Source organism: Desulfitobacterium nosdiversum (genome assembly GCF_049860565.1).
GTDB classification, from domain to species: domain Bacteria; phylum Bacillota; class Desulfitobacteriia; order Desulfitobacteriales; family Desulfitobacteriaceae; genus Desulfitobacterium_A; species Desulfitobacterium_A nosdiversum.
Map to the genome: position 1 here is coordinate 970,639 of NZ_CP172056.1, position 17,193 is coordinate 987,831.

12 protein-coding genes, 3 pseudogenes and 1 riboswitch are annotated in these 17,193 nt (G+C 39.1%); of the genes and pseudogenes, 10 read left to right on the forward strand and 5 right to left on the reverse strand.

Annotated features, from left to right (window positions below; all coding sequences use genetic code 11):
* Window positions 1-99: 99 nt before the first annotated feature.
* The 3 genes from ACHOLT_RS04740 to ACHOLT_RS04750 all read left to right on the forward strand — a co-directional run bounded on the left by ACHOLT_RS04740 (window position 100) and on the right by ACHOLT_RS04750 (window position 4,071).
* Window positions 100-1,098, forward strand: coding sequence for a phosphodiester glycosidase family protein (locus ACHOLT_RS04740; RefSeq protein ID WP_425806123.1), 999 nt, complete (start codon window positions 100-102; stop codon window positions 1,096-1,098).
* 3 nt (window positions 1,099-1,101) lie between these two features.
* Window positions 1,102-2,334 (forward strand): hypothetical protein, encoded by a 1,233-nt coding sequence (locus tag ACHOLT_RS04745; protein WP_425806124.1) that lies wholly within the window; start codon window positions 1,102-1,104, stop codon window positions 2,332-2,334.
* Between the two features lie 351 nt (window positions 2,335-2,685).
* Complete coding sequence (locus ACHOLT_RS04750) at window positions 2,686-4,071, forward strand: L-cystine transporter (protein WP_425806126.1); 1,386 nt, start codon at window positions 2,686-2,688, stop codon at window positions 4,069-4,071.
* Window positions 4,072-4,396: 325 nt separating this feature from the next.
* Here ACHOLT_RS04750 and ACHOLT_RS04755 read toward each other — a convergent pair whose 3' ends face one another.
* The 3 genes and pseudogenes from ACHOLT_RS04755 to ACHOLT_RS04765 all read right to left on the reverse strand — a co-directional run.
* Window positions 4,397-5,035, reverse strand: coding sequence for a hypothetical protein (locus ACHOLT_RS04755; protein ID WP_425806128.1), 639 nt, complete (start codon window positions 5,033-5,035; stop codon window positions 4,397-4,399).
* A gap of 329 nt (window positions 5,036-5,364) precedes the next feature.
* Window positions 5,365-6,198 carry a hypothetical protein gene (locus ACHOLT_RS04760; protein ID WP_425807890.1) on the reverse strand — a complete coding sequence of 278 codons (834 nt, stop codon included), beginning with the start codon at window positions 6,196-6,198 and terminating at the stop codon, window positions 5,365-5,367.
* Window positions 6,178-7,953, reverse strand: a pseudogene (locus ACHOLT_RS04765) (multicopper oxidase family protein); the annotation flags it as partial. The pseudogene ACHOLT_RS04765 and the gene ACHOLT_RS04760, both read right to left, overlap by 21 nt.
* Before the next feature lie 301 nt (window positions 7,954-8,254).
* A riboswitch (cyclic di-GMP riboswitch) is annotated at window positions 8,255-8,341 on the forward strand.
* A gap of 133 nt (window positions 8,342-8,474) precedes the next feature.
* Here ACHOLT_RS04765 and ACHOLT_RS04770 point away from each other — a divergent pair.
* Window positions 8,475-9,482 (forward strand): cell wall-binding repeat-containing protein, encoded by a 1,008-nt coding sequence (locus ACHOLT_RS04770; protein ID WP_425806130.1) that lies wholly within the window; start codon window positions 8,475-8,477, stop codon window positions 9,480-9,482.
* Between the two features lie 171 nt (window positions 9,483-9,653).
* On the opposite strand, the pseudogene ACHOLT_RS04775 reads toward ACHOLT_RS04770, so the two are convergent.
* A pseudogene (locus ACHOLT_RS04775) lies at window positions 9,654-9,892 on the reverse strand (His/Gly/Thr/Pro-type tRNA ligase C-terminal domain-containing protein); the annotation flags it as partial.
* 15 nt (window positions 9,893-9,907) lie between these two features.
* Window positions 9,908-10,081, reverse strand: a complete 174-nt coding sequence (locus ACHOLT_RS04780; protein WP_425806131.1) for a hypothetical protein — start codon at window positions 10,079-10,081, stop codon at window positions 9,908-9,910.
* Window positions 10,082-10,302: 221 nt separating this feature from the next.
* On the opposite strand from ACHOLT_RS04780, the gene ACHOLT_RS04785 reads away from it, so the two are divergent.
* The 6 genes and pseudogenes from ACHOLT_RS04785 to ACHOLT_RS04810 all read left to right on the forward strand — a co-directional run bounded on the left by ACHOLT_RS04785 (window position 10,303) and on the right by ACHOLT_RS04810 (window position 17,132).
* Complete coding sequence (locus ACHOLT_RS04785; RefSeq protein WP_425806133.1) at window positions 10,303-12,966, forward strand: CotS family spore coat protein; 2,664 nt, start codon at window positions 10,303-10,305, stop codon at window positions 12,964-12,966.
* A 113-nt stretch (window positions 12,967-13,079) separates the two neighbouring features.
* Window positions 13,080-13,265 (forward strand): hypothetical protein, encoded by a 186-nt coding sequence (locus ACHOLT_RS04790; protein ID WP_425806134.1) that lies wholly within the window; start codon window positions 13,080-13,082, stop codon window positions 13,263-13,265.
* Between the two features lie 341 nt (window positions 13,266-13,606).
* Entirely contained in the window at window positions 13,607-13,972 is a 366-nt protein-coding gene (locus ACHOLT_RS04795; RefSeq protein WP_425806135.1) for a sigma factor, read from the forward strand.
* Between the two features lie 12 nt (window positions 13,973-13,984).
* Window positions 13,985-14,173, forward strand: a pseudogene (locus ACHOLT_RS04800) (sigma factor-like helix-turn-helix DNA-binding protein); the annotation flags it as partial.
* On the forward strand, window positions 14,166-15,482 hold the full coding sequence (locus tag ACHOLT_RS04805) for a hypothetical protein (RefSeq protein ID WP_425806136.1): 1,317 nt from the start codon (window positions 14,166-14,168) through the stop codon (window positions 15,480-15,482). The pseudogene ACHOLT_RS04800 and the gene ACHOLT_RS04805, both read left to right, overlap by 8 nt.
* 357 nt (window positions 15,483-15,839) lie before the next feature.
* Entirely contained in the window at window positions 15,840-17,132 is a 1,293-nt protein-coding gene (locus ACHOLT_RS04810) for a DUF4362 domain-containing protein (RefSeq protein WP_425806137.1), read from the forward strand.
* Window positions 17,133-17,193 lie beyond the last annotated feature (61 nt).

The following is a 17,193-nucleotide window of genomic DNA, read 5'->3' on the forward strand; positions in this document are numbered from 1 at the left end:
GGAATTTTACCCTAGTTTGTCTAAAACATACTTATTATCCTATATAAATAAAACTAATAAAACAGTATATAGGAAAAGCTTAAATATAACGAGGGTTAAATGGCTACAGGATTAGATGTCCAGTACAGAAGAAAGAAAAAATTATATAGAAAACGAAAATTTAAGTTTAAAAGGCTTTTGTGGTTCTTGCTATTCTACGCGATATTTTCAATCATAACTGTTCCACTGATTATTATATGGGGCCCGTTTAATGCTGTTAAATCCGTTACAGTTGGTGCAATTTATTCCTCTCGGCATCCCCAAGTAATTAAAGCATTTCTTAGCGAAGAGCAAATTAATGCAATTATTCACAAATTTGATAATGTATCCTCTAATGATTTTGAGCGTCAGGCAATATCGTCGGATGCCTCTTCCGGTATTACCATTGAAGATATAAAAGGAAGAACCTTTCAAGGTAAGGTTATGCTGATAACCCATCCCAAAAGAGTGAAGGTCGCTGTCACTAAATATTCAGGAGTTAAAGGAGAACGTATTAGTGACTATGTTAATGAAATGGGCGCAATTGCTGGAATCAATGGTGGGGGATTTGACGACCCGCAAGGAACCGGGAGTGGAGAGACGCCTTTAGGTTTAACTGTACATAATGGAGAAATTGTTAAATATTCAGATAGCGATATGCCAACCATCGCCTTGGATAAGAACGGAAAATTGTCTGTTGAAACGCTTTCACCTGATGACGTAAAGAAAAAGGATATTGTTGAAGCTTTATCTTTTTGGCCGGTTTTAATAAAGGACGGGGAGAAAGGTAAATATGATAATGGATATTGGTCCATTGCTCCACGAAGTGCTATCGGACAGAAAGCAGATGGGACTATTATTTTTGTTGTAATTAATGGCCGACAAATGAGCAGCATAGGTGCGCAAATGGATGATCTTTATAAAATTTTTCATGAATATGGCGCGATAAACGCCGTCAACTTGGACGGCGGATCATCGGCAGAAATGTTTTATGATGGGAAAGTCATTAACCAATTATGGGATTCTTTTGGTGAAAGATACTTACCCACTGCATTTGTAGTTATGCCGAATAAGGAGTAGCATATGAAAAAGAAACTTCGTATTCTGCTTGTTTGGATTATTGTATCTTCGCTTTTTGAAGTCGGTTTGGTCGCCTTATTAAATTATAAAGTTCAAAATATGATGGGGTGGACAGAATCTGAAAAAAATAAAGAAAGTATTGTTACAGCGACAATTCCTAGTATAAACATAGAAAACATTCAAATATCATACGACAACAGTTACATTGCATATATGGAAAAAGGCACTTTGAAGATATTCAACGTAAAAAAAGATAAGGTTGTCTTTGAAAAGAAATCCCCGTCTACAGTGGATAAGACTTTGGGTGTTTTAAACTATCAATGGCTGCCGGATAGAAATGTATTAGTTTATTTCTATGCTAAAAATGTTAAAACGGTAAGCGAAACAAAGGTATATACTAAAAAAATATTGGACAAGTATACTCAATCTGAAACCCCTAATCCATCCGAAGCCCGTAATGACAATATGCCAAGTACTATTGAGGAACCACAAATTACAAAAAAATATATTGATAAACCGGTAATTGAATGGTATTCTCTCGAATTCCAAAATAGTAATGAGGAAACCGCTCCAAAAGAAATAAAAAACGAGTTCTCAGGTGGGAGCCAAGATATACCAACAGGGGCCAAAATTGATAAAATAGCAGTTTCACCTGCGACAAATATGACTTACTTCGCAACCTCTAATGCTCTAAATCAGAAATTATTTAAAATAACCATTATGAAAAAAGTGAGTGCGATCCCAAATATCGAAAATATTTCTGAGATGGCAGTTTCCGATCTTTACGATACGGTATATGTAAAAAGTAAAGTCGGGTCTGCACAACAAATTTTAGCAATTGATAATGACAGCCGGGCAATTATCACAAATAATTCGGATCATACTATCCTTGGTGTAAGAAATGGTAAGGTGTATATTGGAGAAGTAAAAAATGATATACTAACCAAAATCATGACTACTCAAGATCTTAAAACACTTTCCACAAACCCTCGTTTGGAAACTGTTTGGCAAGGGTCCATTCCGTTTAATAAAGATACTAAAAAACATATCACAGCAAATGGTCAAATTATTGTTTATGCTAATCAAACAGCTCATATTATTACTGATGGAAAACCTACAGAGGTAGCCCTTGGCGGTGAAACGAACTATATCTCAGAAAAAGGCAAAGTGCTAAATATAATTCAATTGACTAAATCTGATACATCTACACTGGTTGAAATAAAGCCTCTTAAATAACTTAGCCAAATCTATTTTAAATGACTTATCAATGCAGAAAAAGAAAGATTAATAAGTCTGGTCTTTTGATATTATCCGTTTCGATTAGATCAACTTATTTATAAACAAAAAATAAAAACACCTTTAATCCGCCCCCGCCAGCATGTGCAAAATATTTGCGAATATGATAGAGAGTAGGCAGAAACTATTATAAACGCATACCGGGGCGCGTTTAAAGCTGTGGAATAATATGGAGTTGAGGAATTTCCTTCTCTTCGATTAATTAAGTTGTAATTTCAAATGAACCCGTTTATACTAAATTCAGAGTAAACATAGTTATTTACTATGAATTAGAGAGGGAGGATAAATGAAATGGGTTTTCATGTTATACTTAACATTTTAATCATGCTTGCTCTTATCTTTGTTTTTTATGCCATGCAGAAAAAACAATATTCTTTTACGGTAAGAGTGATCTCGGCATTGCTCGTAGGGATTCTTTATGGGGCTGTGCTCCAGGCTGTTTATGGTGCTGCTTCTCCAATAGTTAAGGAAGCCAATACCTGGTTTGGTATTGTAGGAAATGGTTATGTTCGACTCCTCAAAATGTCCGTTATCCCCTTGGTCTTTGTAGCAATTACTGGGGCTATAATTAATCAAGATTCTAGGAACCTGGGTAAGAAGGCTGGAATGACTATTGCGATTTTAGTCCTTACAGCAGGAATTGCTGCGGGAATAGGAGCGGGTACCGCGAATATATTTGGATTGAATGCCCAAGGAATTAATGCAGGTGAGACTGAGGCCAAGGCAGGGCAAACGATTGAGACCAAGCTCAAGGATTTTCAGGCCAAACCTATACAAGACCAATTGGTTGAGATTATCCCTACTAATCCTTTTGCATCAATGACAGGGGAAGGAAGCAATGCGACATTATCAGTTGTCTTTTTCGCTGCTGTTGTCGGGATTTCCACAGTAGGTATTCGCAAGAAGAAACCTGAATCTGCTGAAATATTTACTAAGTTTTTGAATGCTCTCCACGATGTGGTGATGCGGATGGTAACGTTGATTTTAAGACTTACTCCTTACGGAGTTTTGGCATTGATGATTCGTTTTGTTTCGACCAGTAATTTTAGGGAGATTTTGAGACTCATGCAATTTGTTTTCGCTTCCTATCTTGCAATTCTTATCATGTTTGCAATTCACCTGATCATTCTTACAGCTTTCGGGATGAATCCGTTAACCTATATTAAAAAAGCGGCACATGTATTGACCTTTGCCTTTACATCAAGAACGAGTGCCGGAACCTTGCCGCTAACGGTTGAAGCCTTGACGGAAAAGTTGGGTGTTTCACAAGGAATCGCTAATCTATCAGCGTCTCTCGGTACAAGTATCGGTCAAAATGGTTGTGCGGGGATCTATCCTGCAATGCTTGCAGTCATGATTGCACCTACGGTTGGAATTAATCCACTGGAACCAATGTTTATCATTAAGCTGATTATTGTTACGGCCATTGGATCATTTGGTATTGCAGGTGTCGGAGGGGGTGCCACTTTTGCGGCATTAACCGTACTTTCAGTAATGGGCTTACCGGTTGGGCTTGTTGGACTTCTTATCGCCATCGAACCGCTCATTGATATGGCGAGAACGGCACTTAATGTGAGCGACTCTATGATCTCGGGGCTTGTTTCCGGAAAGATTCTGAACGAAATTAATATGGATCGTTATAATAATCAAGCTATTACAGAATCAGAAGTCAACTAAACTTCGGGATAAATTAACTGGATACTAAATATTGTCTTAAAAGTTCAGTTTAGGAATTTTGTAAATTCCTAAACTGAACTTTTTTTACAGGGTTTATTAGGTCTTTCGTTTAATTGTGGGTAAGCGCCTAATAAGTCAGTGTATGGAAACTTCCTTAAAACTGTAGGACAATCCTCTAAATTAGAGTTTGTAGCGTTTTTCAACCAAGTCGAAAAACGCTAAAGGAGATTTAGGATTGGATACTAGGGAAGTCACTCGCAAATACCGGTTGAACCATTGGACTGAGATTATCCGTGAATGCTTCAGTAGTGGACAGGCTGTCGCTTCATGGTGTACTTATTTCCGTATATTCTTCACAATCAATTGGCTCTGGACAGTAACTTAAGCTAGGAATCTGTAATTGTATCGGGTGACTAATATATGAGATAATAAAACTTTCTACCGACATGGTTATTGTATTATCATGAATTTGTACAGGACTAAGGAGTTCACTTAAGGTGTTCGAACTAAGAGTAAAAGTGAACTCCGTTCTAATTTTAGGATAATAATGAATTATATTTCTATGAAATGTTGGAAGATTACCCTGAATTATGTGAAGTCCATTATCAGGATGTTGAAGTGTTATGATAAAGTTGATCTTCATATCAAATTCCACCCTAGCATAACCTAAGCGATTGTACAGAGGGGTTATCCTTTGGTTAAATAATTTCCCGTTTTGAAATTGAATATCTACAAAAGAATAATTGTTCCCAGGGAGTGATATCTCTATATCTGTAAAACACTGACGCATTTTACAGGACGAATATACCTTTGGCACAATGATGCAGACCTCTTCAAAAGGCTTTAAATACACTTCATTTACAACTGTTGAGCTATTATTGTTTAAGTTTGGGTCAAATTCGTTTCCACTCACGGTCGCTTGATTGATAAAAAGATATGACGATGAGGTATTAAAATTATTCATATCCTTAAATCCTCCAATTAAATTAGGGTTAAGAAATGTAAGTAGAATACTATAGTTTATGCGACCTCTTAGAAGATAGTGTCAATAATAGTTCGCAAAAACCATTCATAACTCACCCAATGGTAAGATCATAACTGGGTTATATTTAGGCATTTGGCGGGAATCAAGGGCGAGCGAAGCGAGTTCATCTTGCCCCTTGATTCCCAACTAGCCATTATCCTTTTCAACGGTGGTTTGGAAGCAAATCACCAAATAGGTGTAAATGAAAAACTTTCGGACCTGTCACTGCGTTAGATAAAGCTGAAAATTGATTCTAAAAATAATCTAAATTATAGGTTTGTCGGAGCAGTTGGTACAACTTTTAATGAGATATTTATTGTTGCACCTGCAGCAAGGGTTCCAATAGTATATCGATAAGTTGTTCCACCTTGTAATACCCAATTTGGATCAGGAACAATCGTAGCAGTAGCGGGTAATATATCATCAACATATACACCGGTAGCATCACAAGGGCCATTGTTGGTTACAGTGATGTTATATTCAATTGTATCTCCAACATAAACAGGATCTTTAGGGCTTATCTTGGTCTTCAAAATGGATAAATCTACGACAGCTTTAACTAATGTGCTTACTTCATTAGATGGTATTGTCGAACCACTGAAGTCAATTTGGGCATTATTTGAAATAGTTCCCACAATACCACAGGTTGTTGTTAAGAAAATGGTATACGTGAGCTCATAGTACCCATTTTCGGCGTTAGGATTCCCTGGAGTATTTTTTCCTGGAATGGTTATATCTGACCATTTTATTTCTAGTCCGTTTGTAATTTGAGTTTTAATTGAATCGGATGGATTAGTAGTTACATCACCAGGCAAAATAGTACCACTTGGAGAAGCGACTATTGTGTCAGTTAAATTAAAAGTTTTTGTCGAAGCACTTGTATTCCTGATTGTTAGAGTATAGATTAAAACTCCACCAGCACACAGTTCTGCAGGTAAACCTGTTTTTGTTATCGTTAAGGCTTCTGAGGCTGCTAATATTATTGAATTTTGTGAATCCTGAGAATCTACTGTGCCGCACAATATGCTCTGATCAGTGCTGCTAACTTTTGCGGTATTTGTGAATGTCGGGCCCTCTACTCTTACATTATATGGCCTCATCATTTCATTATCTTCATGGTCAAGAATATGGCAGTGCCAGACATAACCCGGACCTTGTGCTGGATTAAAGGGATAAAGGTTAACATTGGGTTTAGATTGGTCAGAACTGACTTCTTGTGGTGCGAAACGTACTCGAATAGTTGTTATTTGGCCAGGATAAGCTTGAATAGTGTCCTTCCATCCCAGTTCATTGGGAGGTGGATCAATTGGTTGACCTAGTAAATAGTTGTCAACAGGGAGTACCTGCGTAGCCTGACTTAAGGGTGGATTTCCGTTAAGGGTCACCCAGTCGTTAAGATAATCCATAGCCCGAAACTCTTGCCGTCTTACAACCTGATATTGAACCAAATGCAAGTGTATCGGATGAGCATCCATCGTAAGGTTAACCAATTCCCAATCTTCTGTTGAACCTACTATGGGAAGTTCTGACACTGGAGCATGCCATTTTTGGCCATTAAGCAAGACTTCTAAAGGTCCATTTGTGCCCTGAACTTCTACTAATACAAGAGTTCGTTTTGGTTCATCCGGAGTTAACGCTGGAATAGAGTTTAATACTGTCGGAAGCTGGGGAGGAATTACAGCCGATTGATTAATGACCGTAAACTGGAGGATCTGACCAATTGTCTGTGGGTCAGGTATATCACCAGTTGGGAAAGGTGCATTAGCATCATTTGTTAACACTAATTTTGACCCTGGCGATAATGATGAGAAATCGACAAGGATATCGGCTCTCTCACCAGGAGCTATCAATAACGATGTTAGTTCAACGGGTTGGGGCAAGTAACCTCCATCTGAGCCAATTTGAACAAAAGGCATTTGGGTATCAAATTTTAAATTGTAAAAACGTGCATTGGAACCATTAAGGAATCTGAAACGGTATTGTCTTGGTTCTACATCTAAATTTGGCCAAACTTTACCGTTAACCATAATTGTATCACCGAAGAATTCCGGAACCCAATAGGGATGAATATCCGGATTAATCCCGACCATTGGGAAAGCAAAGGATCCATCCTGATTGAATGAACGATCTTGTATTACGATTGGGATCTCATACTTTCCTTGTGGGAGTACTGAGTTAGGTTTATCAAGGGGATTATTCGGATCACGCAGTAAATAAAAGCCCGCTAAACCCATAATCACGTTTAACCGAGTGATTCCTAACGCGTGGTCATGATACCACAATGTTGTAGGTTCTTGAGTATTATAATAATGATAGCGGGATTTAACGAAGGTTGAACCCGTTATGCCCTCATTTTCAGTAAACCAGGCATTTGGATGCCCGTCGGAGTCAGACGGGGTTTCACCTCCATGAAGATGAGGTACAATGGGAACAGGTTGTTGTGCTAATGGAAATCCTGGAGGAAAGGATGGAAATGGGGGCATAGGCATATCCATACCATTTGGGTTTGCCCAATGGAGCGTTGGATCGACTGGCAACGAATGTGGTCCCGTCAGATTATTCAACCATTTAACACTGATTGGGATCCCGCGAATAGCTTCAAACGTCGCACCAGGTGCATTCCTAATATAGACTGGGTTACCTGTTTGCGGATCCTTAACTATACCACCATAGCCCCATACAGTCGTTTCAGGAAACCCAGGTGGAAGGATCTGCTGGTTAAATTCACTTACATCTACAGTATATTCGTGAAAGATATCTTGTCCGTTATTTGTTATTACGGTTGGCTCATACACTGGGGGTATTACTAAGGAATTTATATACTTTGGAATAGTAGTAGGGTCCAGTGGAATACCCATACAGTCAGCTCCTTATATTAAAAATTACTATATAGTATGTAAAACACAAATATTTGTACCCAATAGTGCTTTTCTAGCTATAAAGACCAAAAGCTCATAAAATTGCCGTCGGAACCTTTTTGGTGGGCATACTAAAAATATGCTTGATAATAAAAGATAAAAGCCCTGAGTTGTAAGCAATCGTGCAAACTTAAGGTTTTGCAATAATGCATGGCAATATCATGCAACCAACAACAGAACTTACATAACAAACATATTCCGACAAAATATTCCAATAAATTATGGTAGAATAATCTTAAATATTAATAATTGGCAAACTCGTCGAAAGGCGGGGGCGCAAAGCTATGGGTCTAAAGCTATAACATGCTATGATTGCCAGGTTGCAGAGAATGAATGAAGAATGTTTATGGCCTTTTTCCTATATACAGGAGAAAGGCCATTTTTTAAAAAATAGATATTTACCGCAATAAATATTGCGAAGGAATCGGCTAAGCAACATAAAGGAATGGAGAGAAGAGAAAATGAAGAAAATAGGTGTATTGATCTTAAGTCTTCTAATAGCACTGATGTTAGCTCTTCCAAACAATGTTATGGGAAATTCCCCAAATGGCGCTCCTGAAGTAGAGAGGCTATCGGGCGTTAACCGTTATGAAACTAGTGCCAAAATAGCCCAAACAGGGTGGAGTACCTCTCAATATGTTATTTTAGCCACAGGGGAGAATTATCCTGATGCTTTATGTGCTGCGCCGCTTGCTACGCACCTTAATGCGCCCGTTCTTTTGACAGCTAAAGATTCATTAAGCAGTGAAACAGAAAACGAGATCGATCGATTAGGGGTTAAAACGGCTTACATCATTGGTGGTTTCGGAGTTGTTTCTATGAATGTGAATAAACAGTTGGAAGCCAAGAATATCAACGTGCGCCGTTTGTATGGAGAAAACCGTTTTCAAACCTCTTCATATGTGGCAAATCAAATGAAAGATCAAATGACGCCGCTTTCCAAAATTTTTCTTGTCACTGGTTATGATTTTTCCGATGCCGTCTTTGCTTCAAGCTATGCAGCCAAAAAGGGAATTCCAATTGTGCTGGTACCCAAGGACTATGAGGATAATTACTTAAGGCTAACGGGATACTTAGATATTGATCGTCATACCCAAACGTATGTGTTGGGTGGACTTAATGAAATAAGTTGGGATGTTTTCAGCCATTATCCCAATTTCTCGGCAATTGGCGGGTCTGATAAATACGAGCGTAACCTCAGTTTTACATCTATCTTTTCGGATGAACTCGATTTTACTACGACGTATATTGCGACTGGTGACGATTTTCCCGATGCTCTTACAGGAGCAGCCTTAGCAGCGCAAGATTCCTCGCCCGTTTTACTTATCGGAAAGGAATTAGCGCCTTTTACTGAAACAATTCTGCGTAAGCATGCGGGATCTATCAAGAAATTGCGGGTATTAGGTGGCGAAGGGGCTGTTTCTAACGACGTCATTCAGAAAATAAAGGATATCGTGAGAAATAATTAAATAAAGTTATCAATGGTTCTGCTTTTCTGCTCCAACGTGTACTGCATTATCAAAAATAGATCGTTAGATGTTTCCCCATACCTTATCTCCAGTAATTACTACTTTTATTGTCGTCCTTTTAAATAAAACTGTACCTTGTAGATTAGAGTACACAGCTTCTTTTTCTGTAATCTACGGGGTACAGTTTATTTTTCTATTCAGCCTTAGAATTGCAGACGTTCCGCTACTATATCGAACCTTATCAATGGGAATATGAGCTTGCTGCATTGAATCACGTTCCCGGATTGTTACACTATTACAGAATAAAAATCGTAAGTGATACAGAAGGGAGTGCCGATTTCATCTTAATGCCGGTAACGTTTGCCGATGCTCCAGATTTCATATTCACACGTAAAATACTTTTTAGGTTCTTCTAGGTTATCTGCTTATTCAACTTCCGCTTCATCATCCTCTTCATCTTCTTTATCATCACCATCTTCAATTTCGGTGAAAGCGATTTTCATTACTTCGCCATTTGTATACGTTACCTTTACTTCTGCAACGTCTACATTGTTGGTTAAGGCATTGATAATTTGCTTTAGAAATTCATCTTTGTGCATGATCTTACTCCTTTCCCTTTTATATTTTATCAGCTTCATCTTCTCCTAAAGAACTCTTCTAAAGTGAAGGCGATTGCTTTTATACTATATGATCATTTTACGCAAATGGTACAAGATTAATGTTCATTGCTGCGTATTCTGGTAAGGGATGGAGTAGGCCTGTTCGCATTTTCAACATTTTGGAATATATTACATTGTATAACTGAAGGAGGGAGTAAATTATGGAAGACTATCTGATTCAACCGTGGGATCTAGAAGAGCAACGCACTGGGGTAAACCTTGATATGTGGGTTCCTCCTGAAGTAGATAAATTGGCACAGCTGGTTATGGAATATTACGACATGGAAATCTATACTAAAACGTTAATTACGTCTAAGCCGGATAAAGGCGGGGCCATCTGGAAAATAGAAACCAACAAAGGACCTCGCAGTTTGAAGTTGTTGCACCGCAAGCCAATAAGAAGCCTTTTTAGCGTAGGGGCACAAGACTATGTTGTAAAAAACGGTGGAAGGGTTCCAGAATTAATAAAGACCAAAGAAGGCGCGCTCTATGTAGAAAAAGGAGGCAAGTTATGGATTGTCACAGATTGGATTGAATTTCTTACTCCTGCGAGTAAGGATCTTTCCGGTGCTCAGGCTTTATGTTATGGCCTTGGGGAGTTTCATAGACATACCCGCGGGTATACTCCGCCTGCTGGTTCTCAAAAAGCCTCAAGATTATTTCGATGGCCTGCTTATTATCAAAAAATAATTACAAAAATAGGCTGGTTTCGCAATGTAGCCAAAGCAAATAGTGATATTCCAAGTAGTCAAGCACTGCTCTCAGTTATCAATATATTCGAACGTCAGGCTCTAGATGCTTTGTCCCTACTCGAGCAGCCATTCTATACTCAAATGCTCTCGCTGGGGGAAGAGTACTGGGGGCTTGTACACCAAGACTACGGATGGTCTAACGGACAACTTGGTACTGGCGGTCTTTGGGTGATCGATTTAGATGGAGTCGCCTATGACCTACCAATTCGCGATCTTAGGAAACTCATATCAAGTTCTATGGATGATTTAGGAAGGTGGGATGTTCCTTGGATTCAGGGAATGATCAGCGCCTACCATGATGCGAATCCGATTGATAAAGAAACTTACGAGATATTATTAAATGATTTGGCATTCCCCAATGAGTTCTATAAACACTTAAGTGAGATGCTGTTCGATCCTACAGGTTTTCTAACGATGAATTTAGAAGGAATTATATCACATCTCAATTTATTAGAACAGACAAAGGGGATGGCACTAGCTGAATTAGCATTAGACAAGGAGAAATTTCAAACGGGGAATTATGGATCAGATGCCGGAGTGGAGCCAGAGAAACCCGAGATAATGCAAGTTAAAGGATCAAAGGAAAGCAGTACACTCCCGAAGGTGACCCAAAAGACTGAACCCGGGATTCAGCAACAAAAGAATGTAAAAGAAATATCTTCTATGAACAAAGATCAATTGAAAGTGTTGATGATCTGTACGGAAAAATTGCCGGTGCCGGCTGTGCGTGGTGGTGCTATTCAAACCTATATCGATGGCATCTCAGGGTTATTAAGTCAGCAGCATTCTTTAACCATCTTAGGAACGACAGACCCAACGCTGCCAAATGAGGAATATAAAAATAATATTCGGTATGTAAGAATTGAAAGCGAACAGTTCTTTGAAATTTATGCCGCTAGAGTGCTCGATTTTCTCCAAAACGAATCCTTTGATCTGATACACGTTTTTAATCGCCCTCGGTTCATTACCTTAATTCGTGAAGCAGCACCTTACACGCGAATAATTTTAAGCATGCATAATGATATGTTTGATATTAACAAAATTAGCCAGCAGGATGCGCTTACTGCAATTAGAGAAGTTGAACGGATTATTACAGTTAGTGATTATGTCGGAAAAACTATATCCAATCTCTATCCTCAAGCTGCTTCCAAGGTTCGCACGATTTATTCAGGAGTTGACCTAAAGAAATTTATTCCCTGGGAAACATCAAACCGGGCTGCTCAGATTCGACAGGAACTGCGCAGCAGTTATCATCTTGAAGATAAAACAGTTATTTTATTTGTTGGGCGCTTAACCCCCAAAAAGGGTGCGGACGTATTAATTCAAGCAATCAATGAACTTTCAATAATAGATTCAAATATCGCCTTGGTAATCGTAGGCGGAACATGGTATAGTGTCGACTCTGTTACGGATTATGTGGCCTATGTTCGAGCGCTAGCAGAAAAAGCTAGCTTTCCTGTGATAACCACAGGGTATGTATCCTCTGATGTTATTCATCAATGGTTTTGGGCCGGTGATATCTTTGTGTGCCCATCTCAGTGGCAAGAACCGCTTGCCCGTGTCCATTACGAAGCAATGGCTGCCGGCTTACCATTTCTAACGACCGCACGGGGCGGTAATCCGGAAGTAGTAATTGATCAAAATGGTTTACTTGTCAATCGGCCTGAAGATCCCCATGAATTTGCAGAAAATCTTAACATTCTCGCAACCGATCCGCAACTTAGACATAGAATGGGGCAAACAGGCAGGCGGTTAGCTGAAGAACGTTTCAGCTGGGAACGTGTGGCGAGCGAAGTCTCAGAATCATGGAAACAGGTATTAAGCTACGAAACGGATACAGAGAAAAAGATCGCTTTTGAGGATTCAGATAAGGTAAAAGGTAAAGAGTTAGCTATTAATGATAACGACTCCCCCAAAGATCATGATCAAATTATAGAAGCCTATGTCGCAAACATTATCTGTATCATGATTTTCCCTATCAGGTTAGAAAACAACGGGATTAGCTTCACAAGTCCATCCTTGCGGGGAATCATTGGAGAACTAATAGTAATCGGATGGATTATTTTTGGCTAGCAAATTTAGCTGTTAATATCACACATCCCTTTTTTGACTTGGCTTGAGAAAAAAAATTAAAATTTCTGCCGAGACCTAATGTTGGAGCTGTTCAATAAATATAAGCTGGCGAAATGGACGTTATTAACAGTTTATCCCGTTTATTATCGACCGAGTGTGGAGCTTATCGAGAACAAATCAATCAAATAAAAAAGAAAGTTGATGCTTCACTTCAGGCGGATAATACGGTTTTCTGCGGTTTCCTTATGATGGCTATGGAGAATTTTGCCGAAACCAAAATCAGAGGTATAATTGAATGACTTAAGAGATATAGTTGTTTTACTCTATTGGCTAAGATGATCTTTCAACTTTTAGTCCCGGGTATAGCGAAAAGCCTCTGATTTGTAAGCGTCAAATAGCGCGCATACCAAATAGTACAATCCCACATTCCTCAACAATTAGAGGAATGTGGGATTGTACTATTTCTTTAAACTTCTACAGCCCGTTTTCATTACCGCATAGAAGGTTTTCTGAAAATGGGACAGAACAGTCTAAAAAAGGCAGTTTGTTTAACTGCCTCTGAAAAAACAGAGTAAAATATTTCTTCATGGGAGATTTATAGAATTTTAAACGTAGTAATTGTTGGAGAAGAGGTGAGCGCATGGATGAGGATGAGATCCTAGCTGGACTATTGAGACATGACCAGTCGGCTTTAAAAGCTTTGATGAATGCCCATATTAACTCTGTTTATTCTTTATGTTCAGCTATCATTGGAGGAACGGGTTCCTTAGAGGACATTGAGGAATGTACCAGCGATGTATTCTATTACGCTTGGAAGTCTGTACAGAAATATGACCCTAAAAGAGCAAGTCTAAGGACATGGGTTTTGATGCTCTGCAAATACGTTGCTCTTGATCGGCGAAGAAGCCTGACAACGAAAATCAACCAACTTCCTTTAAATGAAGACACGATTTCATCAAAGATTTTGGAAACAACTTTTGCCACGATAGAAGAACGTCAAGAATAACAAGCTGCTCTCAGAACACTAACTGCACAGGATCGTGAACTTATATATAGAAGGTATTTTCTTGATGAGAGCATCAGTGACTTAGCGTACATTTATGGATTAAGTCGCCAGTCTATAGACAATAAACTTTGGCGAGCAAGAAAGCTTCTGAAAAATTTCTTGAGTAAAAAGAATCAGCAGGGGGTGAGGTACAATGATTGACAATTTTATGGATATCGAAGAAGCATTAGAACGATTAGCTGTTCCAGATGACATTACGGAGTTTAACAAAGCTTGCTCACCAAGTCCTGACCCTGAATCGATCGAGAGAATAAAACATCGCACGATACAAATGGTTCAAGCAGAGATGAATAAACCAAAACGTAATCGACTTAAGTTGTGGCATGTTACCGCAGCTGCAGTGGCGGCAATATTGCTGCTTATTTTGGGTATAGGCCCTAACAATGTTGCCGCTGCCGTGAATCGGTTGCTCTTGTATATTCCGGGTTTCGGTATCCACACTTCTCAAAATGTCAACCTTGTCGCACCTAATCCCGTTCGGGCAGAAAAAGATGGAGTGAAAATAGATATTAATGGTGTGTTGGCAGATAGTAAGGGTACTTCTTTAATGGCCTATGTTGAAGGAGAGATTCCAGATATAAAAAGTTCATATTTAGTTGATTTATCCGGTACACGTTATCCGTACCAAAGTGGGATGATGAGTACAGCAGGGAATTTCCAAAACTATTGGGCCTGGTATAAAGCGTTGCCCGCTAATGTCAAGCAGGCAGCTTTAGTAATCCCCAGCCTATCAAACTGGACTATAGATATTCCCCTTACGACTACAACAGGCTTAGATACTGCTGATAATTTTGGCCCATCTGTTACAGTAAATAATGTTACAGTGTCCGCTCAAAGCCTAAGTTTTCCAGATGAGACAAAGGTTACACTCCTTGTCCAAAGTTTAAGGGGCGGTGTACTTCAAAGCATAAAAGATGCAGCACTTGTTGATACGGATGGTAAAGCCTATCCGTTAAATCACCAAGCAGCCGGATATGTCGGAAATGGTTTAATGTATTATTCAACAAGTCCGAATATAGGTGATAAACTAAAAGTCACTATTTCATCGCTTAATCTGTTGCAGGATGTTCACGCAAGTACGTCAATCCCAGTACCTAAAAAGAATTCGCCATTGAGTTTAAATCAATCTTTTATCTTGGGTACTTGGAACCTAAAGCTGACAAAAGCAGAAGTCGTAAGCCAAAATAATAAAGATTGGTTACGGATATATGTTGCTCCCGATTTCGTTGATGGAGCCATTATTAACGGCATGATAAACCAATTAAGTGTCAACGGAAAACCGGTAGACGCGGCAATGAGTGAATTTGACGAGTCAACCGGAGGTATTAAATGGTTACAGATACCGTATCCGACCGGAGAAAAAAGTATAAAAGTAACTGTGGAAAACATTGATATACTTGTAAATGGACCGTGGAAGCTAGAGATACCCGTTAAACCGGGGTTTAATTAATGGATAAAAGTAATCGAGTGATATTTGTTGCCAGGCTTTTGCGGCCTGGGATTGCGTTTAGATGCCCGGATACTTACCCTACTTTGAAAACAGGATTACACACTTTGGAAAGGTAATTTGGTAGTAATTATAGAATATATTAAAAATGGGGTTGGTTAAGGGGGGCAGGAGCACCCTCTTTCTGTTGGTATACTCTTGGGGTCTTAATTTCTAATAATTAACTAGTGGGGTCTTACTTGAACAATATACCCTGCAAATAGAAACTTTTATTAGGGATAAATAAACTGGCTCAACGATAATTGCGGAAAAACCTGAGGTTAACTTGAGCAAGTTTATTTCCAGATGGAGTTGGGCTATATGAAACAAAATCTATTTTTAAATAAGGTAGTTCTGCACGTTTTAATCATTATGTTTTTGGCCCTTACTGGCTGCTCCAATAGACCAGTTTTAAAATCATACACCTCACAACAAGCCATTGCTAACGGCGATGTGGTAGATGTTCACGGCCAAGTGACAAATTTAGAGAATCTAGAGAATTTCATGATAGCTGTTGATAAAGGCACTGCATCCAAACAGAAAATAACCACCTTCACTATCGAGGGTGATCCAATTATCAAGGTTTTAGACTATAACGGCAAAACAATTACTATGAGCACAGACAATTCTCTGGACAAATTTGCTGGCCCGATGAAAGGTATTACCTATAGCAGCTTTAATAAGATTGTCAAAGACGATAAGCAAAGCCCACCAAGTTATTACTTGGTCGATTCAAGTGGCAAAAAGCAATTTCTATTGACAGTAACAAAAATATTTCCTCCAATGCTAATGGATGATATAAGACCGGATCAGCCAGACTACATCTCGAAATATCCAAAGTTGGACATCTCCAGCGGCTCCATAAAAATTAATTGGGTAAGAAGTACTGCAAATTACACTTCAAAACCTAATGTCCTGATTGGCAACTCGAATTTTGGTGTGGAAATGGATGATGCCTTGGCATTACCGGCTGACGTTGTAAAGCCGGGGTCACGCATCGACTTCAAGGCCGAAGATGTACCTGGTCTAGATAAACCATCTTACAAGGTACAGTTAGTAGGAAAAAATAAAGAGCTTATAAACTATCCGGTTGATAATATCTCTATAATAGCGCCCAACGAAGACGGCGAGTTTTTATTTCAACTAGAAGTAAACTGGGGCTGCAATGGAAACCACCAAATCTTTTATTGGTTCAAAATAAGCACTAACCAGATTACAAACCAAATTGGATTAAAGATAAACGGCACCTTACCAACCGGCTGGGACATATTTCTTAATGGAGATAAAGAAGGTCAATTCCTGAAAAATGGAAAAGTTGTGGGTTCCATTGAAATGATTGGCTACTACGGTGACAATGGTAGCCTTCCAAACCACAGTTCCATAATCCGGATAGAGGACATAACATCTGGCCTGGGCAGTGGCAAAATGTACATCTTGGATAGGGATACACCGGCAGCTTCTCCTGAACAAAGAACATGGACTGAGATATATATTGTAGTACCAATAAGCGGAAATAATTTAGCTTTCGGGGTATCAATTCATACGGATGACGCTTCTCTGAACAGCGACATAGCGGCGATGAAGAGCATTCTACAGAAAGTAGCATTGAAATAGGGAAGGAGAACGTAAACGCAAAGAAGAGGAAAGATTGCGCGAAGAACGTCGCATTCGCTAT

Excerpts from the sequence above, each read along its gene's own strand:
- ACHOLT_RS04740 (WP_425806123.1), top strand. The coding sequence starts at position 100 with ATGGCTACAGGATTAGATGTCCAGTACAGAAGAAAGAAAAAATTATAT.
- ACHOLT_RS04755 (WP_425806128.1), bottom strand. The coding sequence starts at position 5,035 with ATGAATAATTTTAATACCTCATCGTCATATCTTTTTATCAATCAAGCG.
- ACHOLT_RS04770 (WP_425806130.1), top strand. The coding sequence starts at position 8,475 with ATGAAGAAAATAGGTGTATTGATCTTAAGTCTTCTAATAGCACTGATG.
- ACHOLT_RS04785 (WP_425806133.1), top strand. The coding sequence starts at position 10,303 with ATGGAAGACTATCTGATTCAACCGTGGGATCTAGAAGAGCAACGCACT.
- ACHOLT_RS04780 (WP_425806131.1), bottom strand. The coding sequence starts at position 10,081 with ATGCACAAAGATGAATTTCTAAAGCAAATTATCAATGCCTTAACCAAC.
- ACHOLT_RS04745 (WP_425806124.1), top strand. The coding sequence starts at position 1,102 with ATGAAAAAGAAACTTCGTATTCTGCTTGTTTGGATTATTGTATCTTCG.
- ACHOLT_RS04760 (WP_425807890.1), bottom strand. The coding sequence starts at position 6,198 with ATGATGAGGCCATATAATGTAAGAGTAGAGGGCCCGACATTCACAAAT.
- ACHOLT_RS04790 (WP_425806134.1), top strand. The coding sequence starts at position 13,080 with ATGGACGTTATTAACAGTTTATCCCGTTTATTATCGACCGAGTGTGGA.
- ACHOLT_RS04795 (WP_425806135.1), top strand. The coding sequence starts at position 13,607 with ATGGATGAGGATGAGATCCTAGCTGGACTATTGAGACATGACCAGTCG.
- ACHOLT_RS04750 (WP_425806126.1), top strand. The coding sequence starts at position 2,686 with ATGGGTTTTCATGTTATACTTAACATTTTAATCATGCTTGCTCTTATC.
- ACHOLT_RS04805 (WP_425806136.1), top strand. The coding sequence starts at position 14,166 with ATGATTGACAATTTTATGGATATCGAAGAAGCATTAGAACGATTAGCT.
- ACHOLT_RS04810 (WP_425806137.1), top strand. The coding sequence starts at position 15,840 with ATGAAACAAAATCTATTTTTAAATAAGGTAGTTCTGCACGTTTTAATC.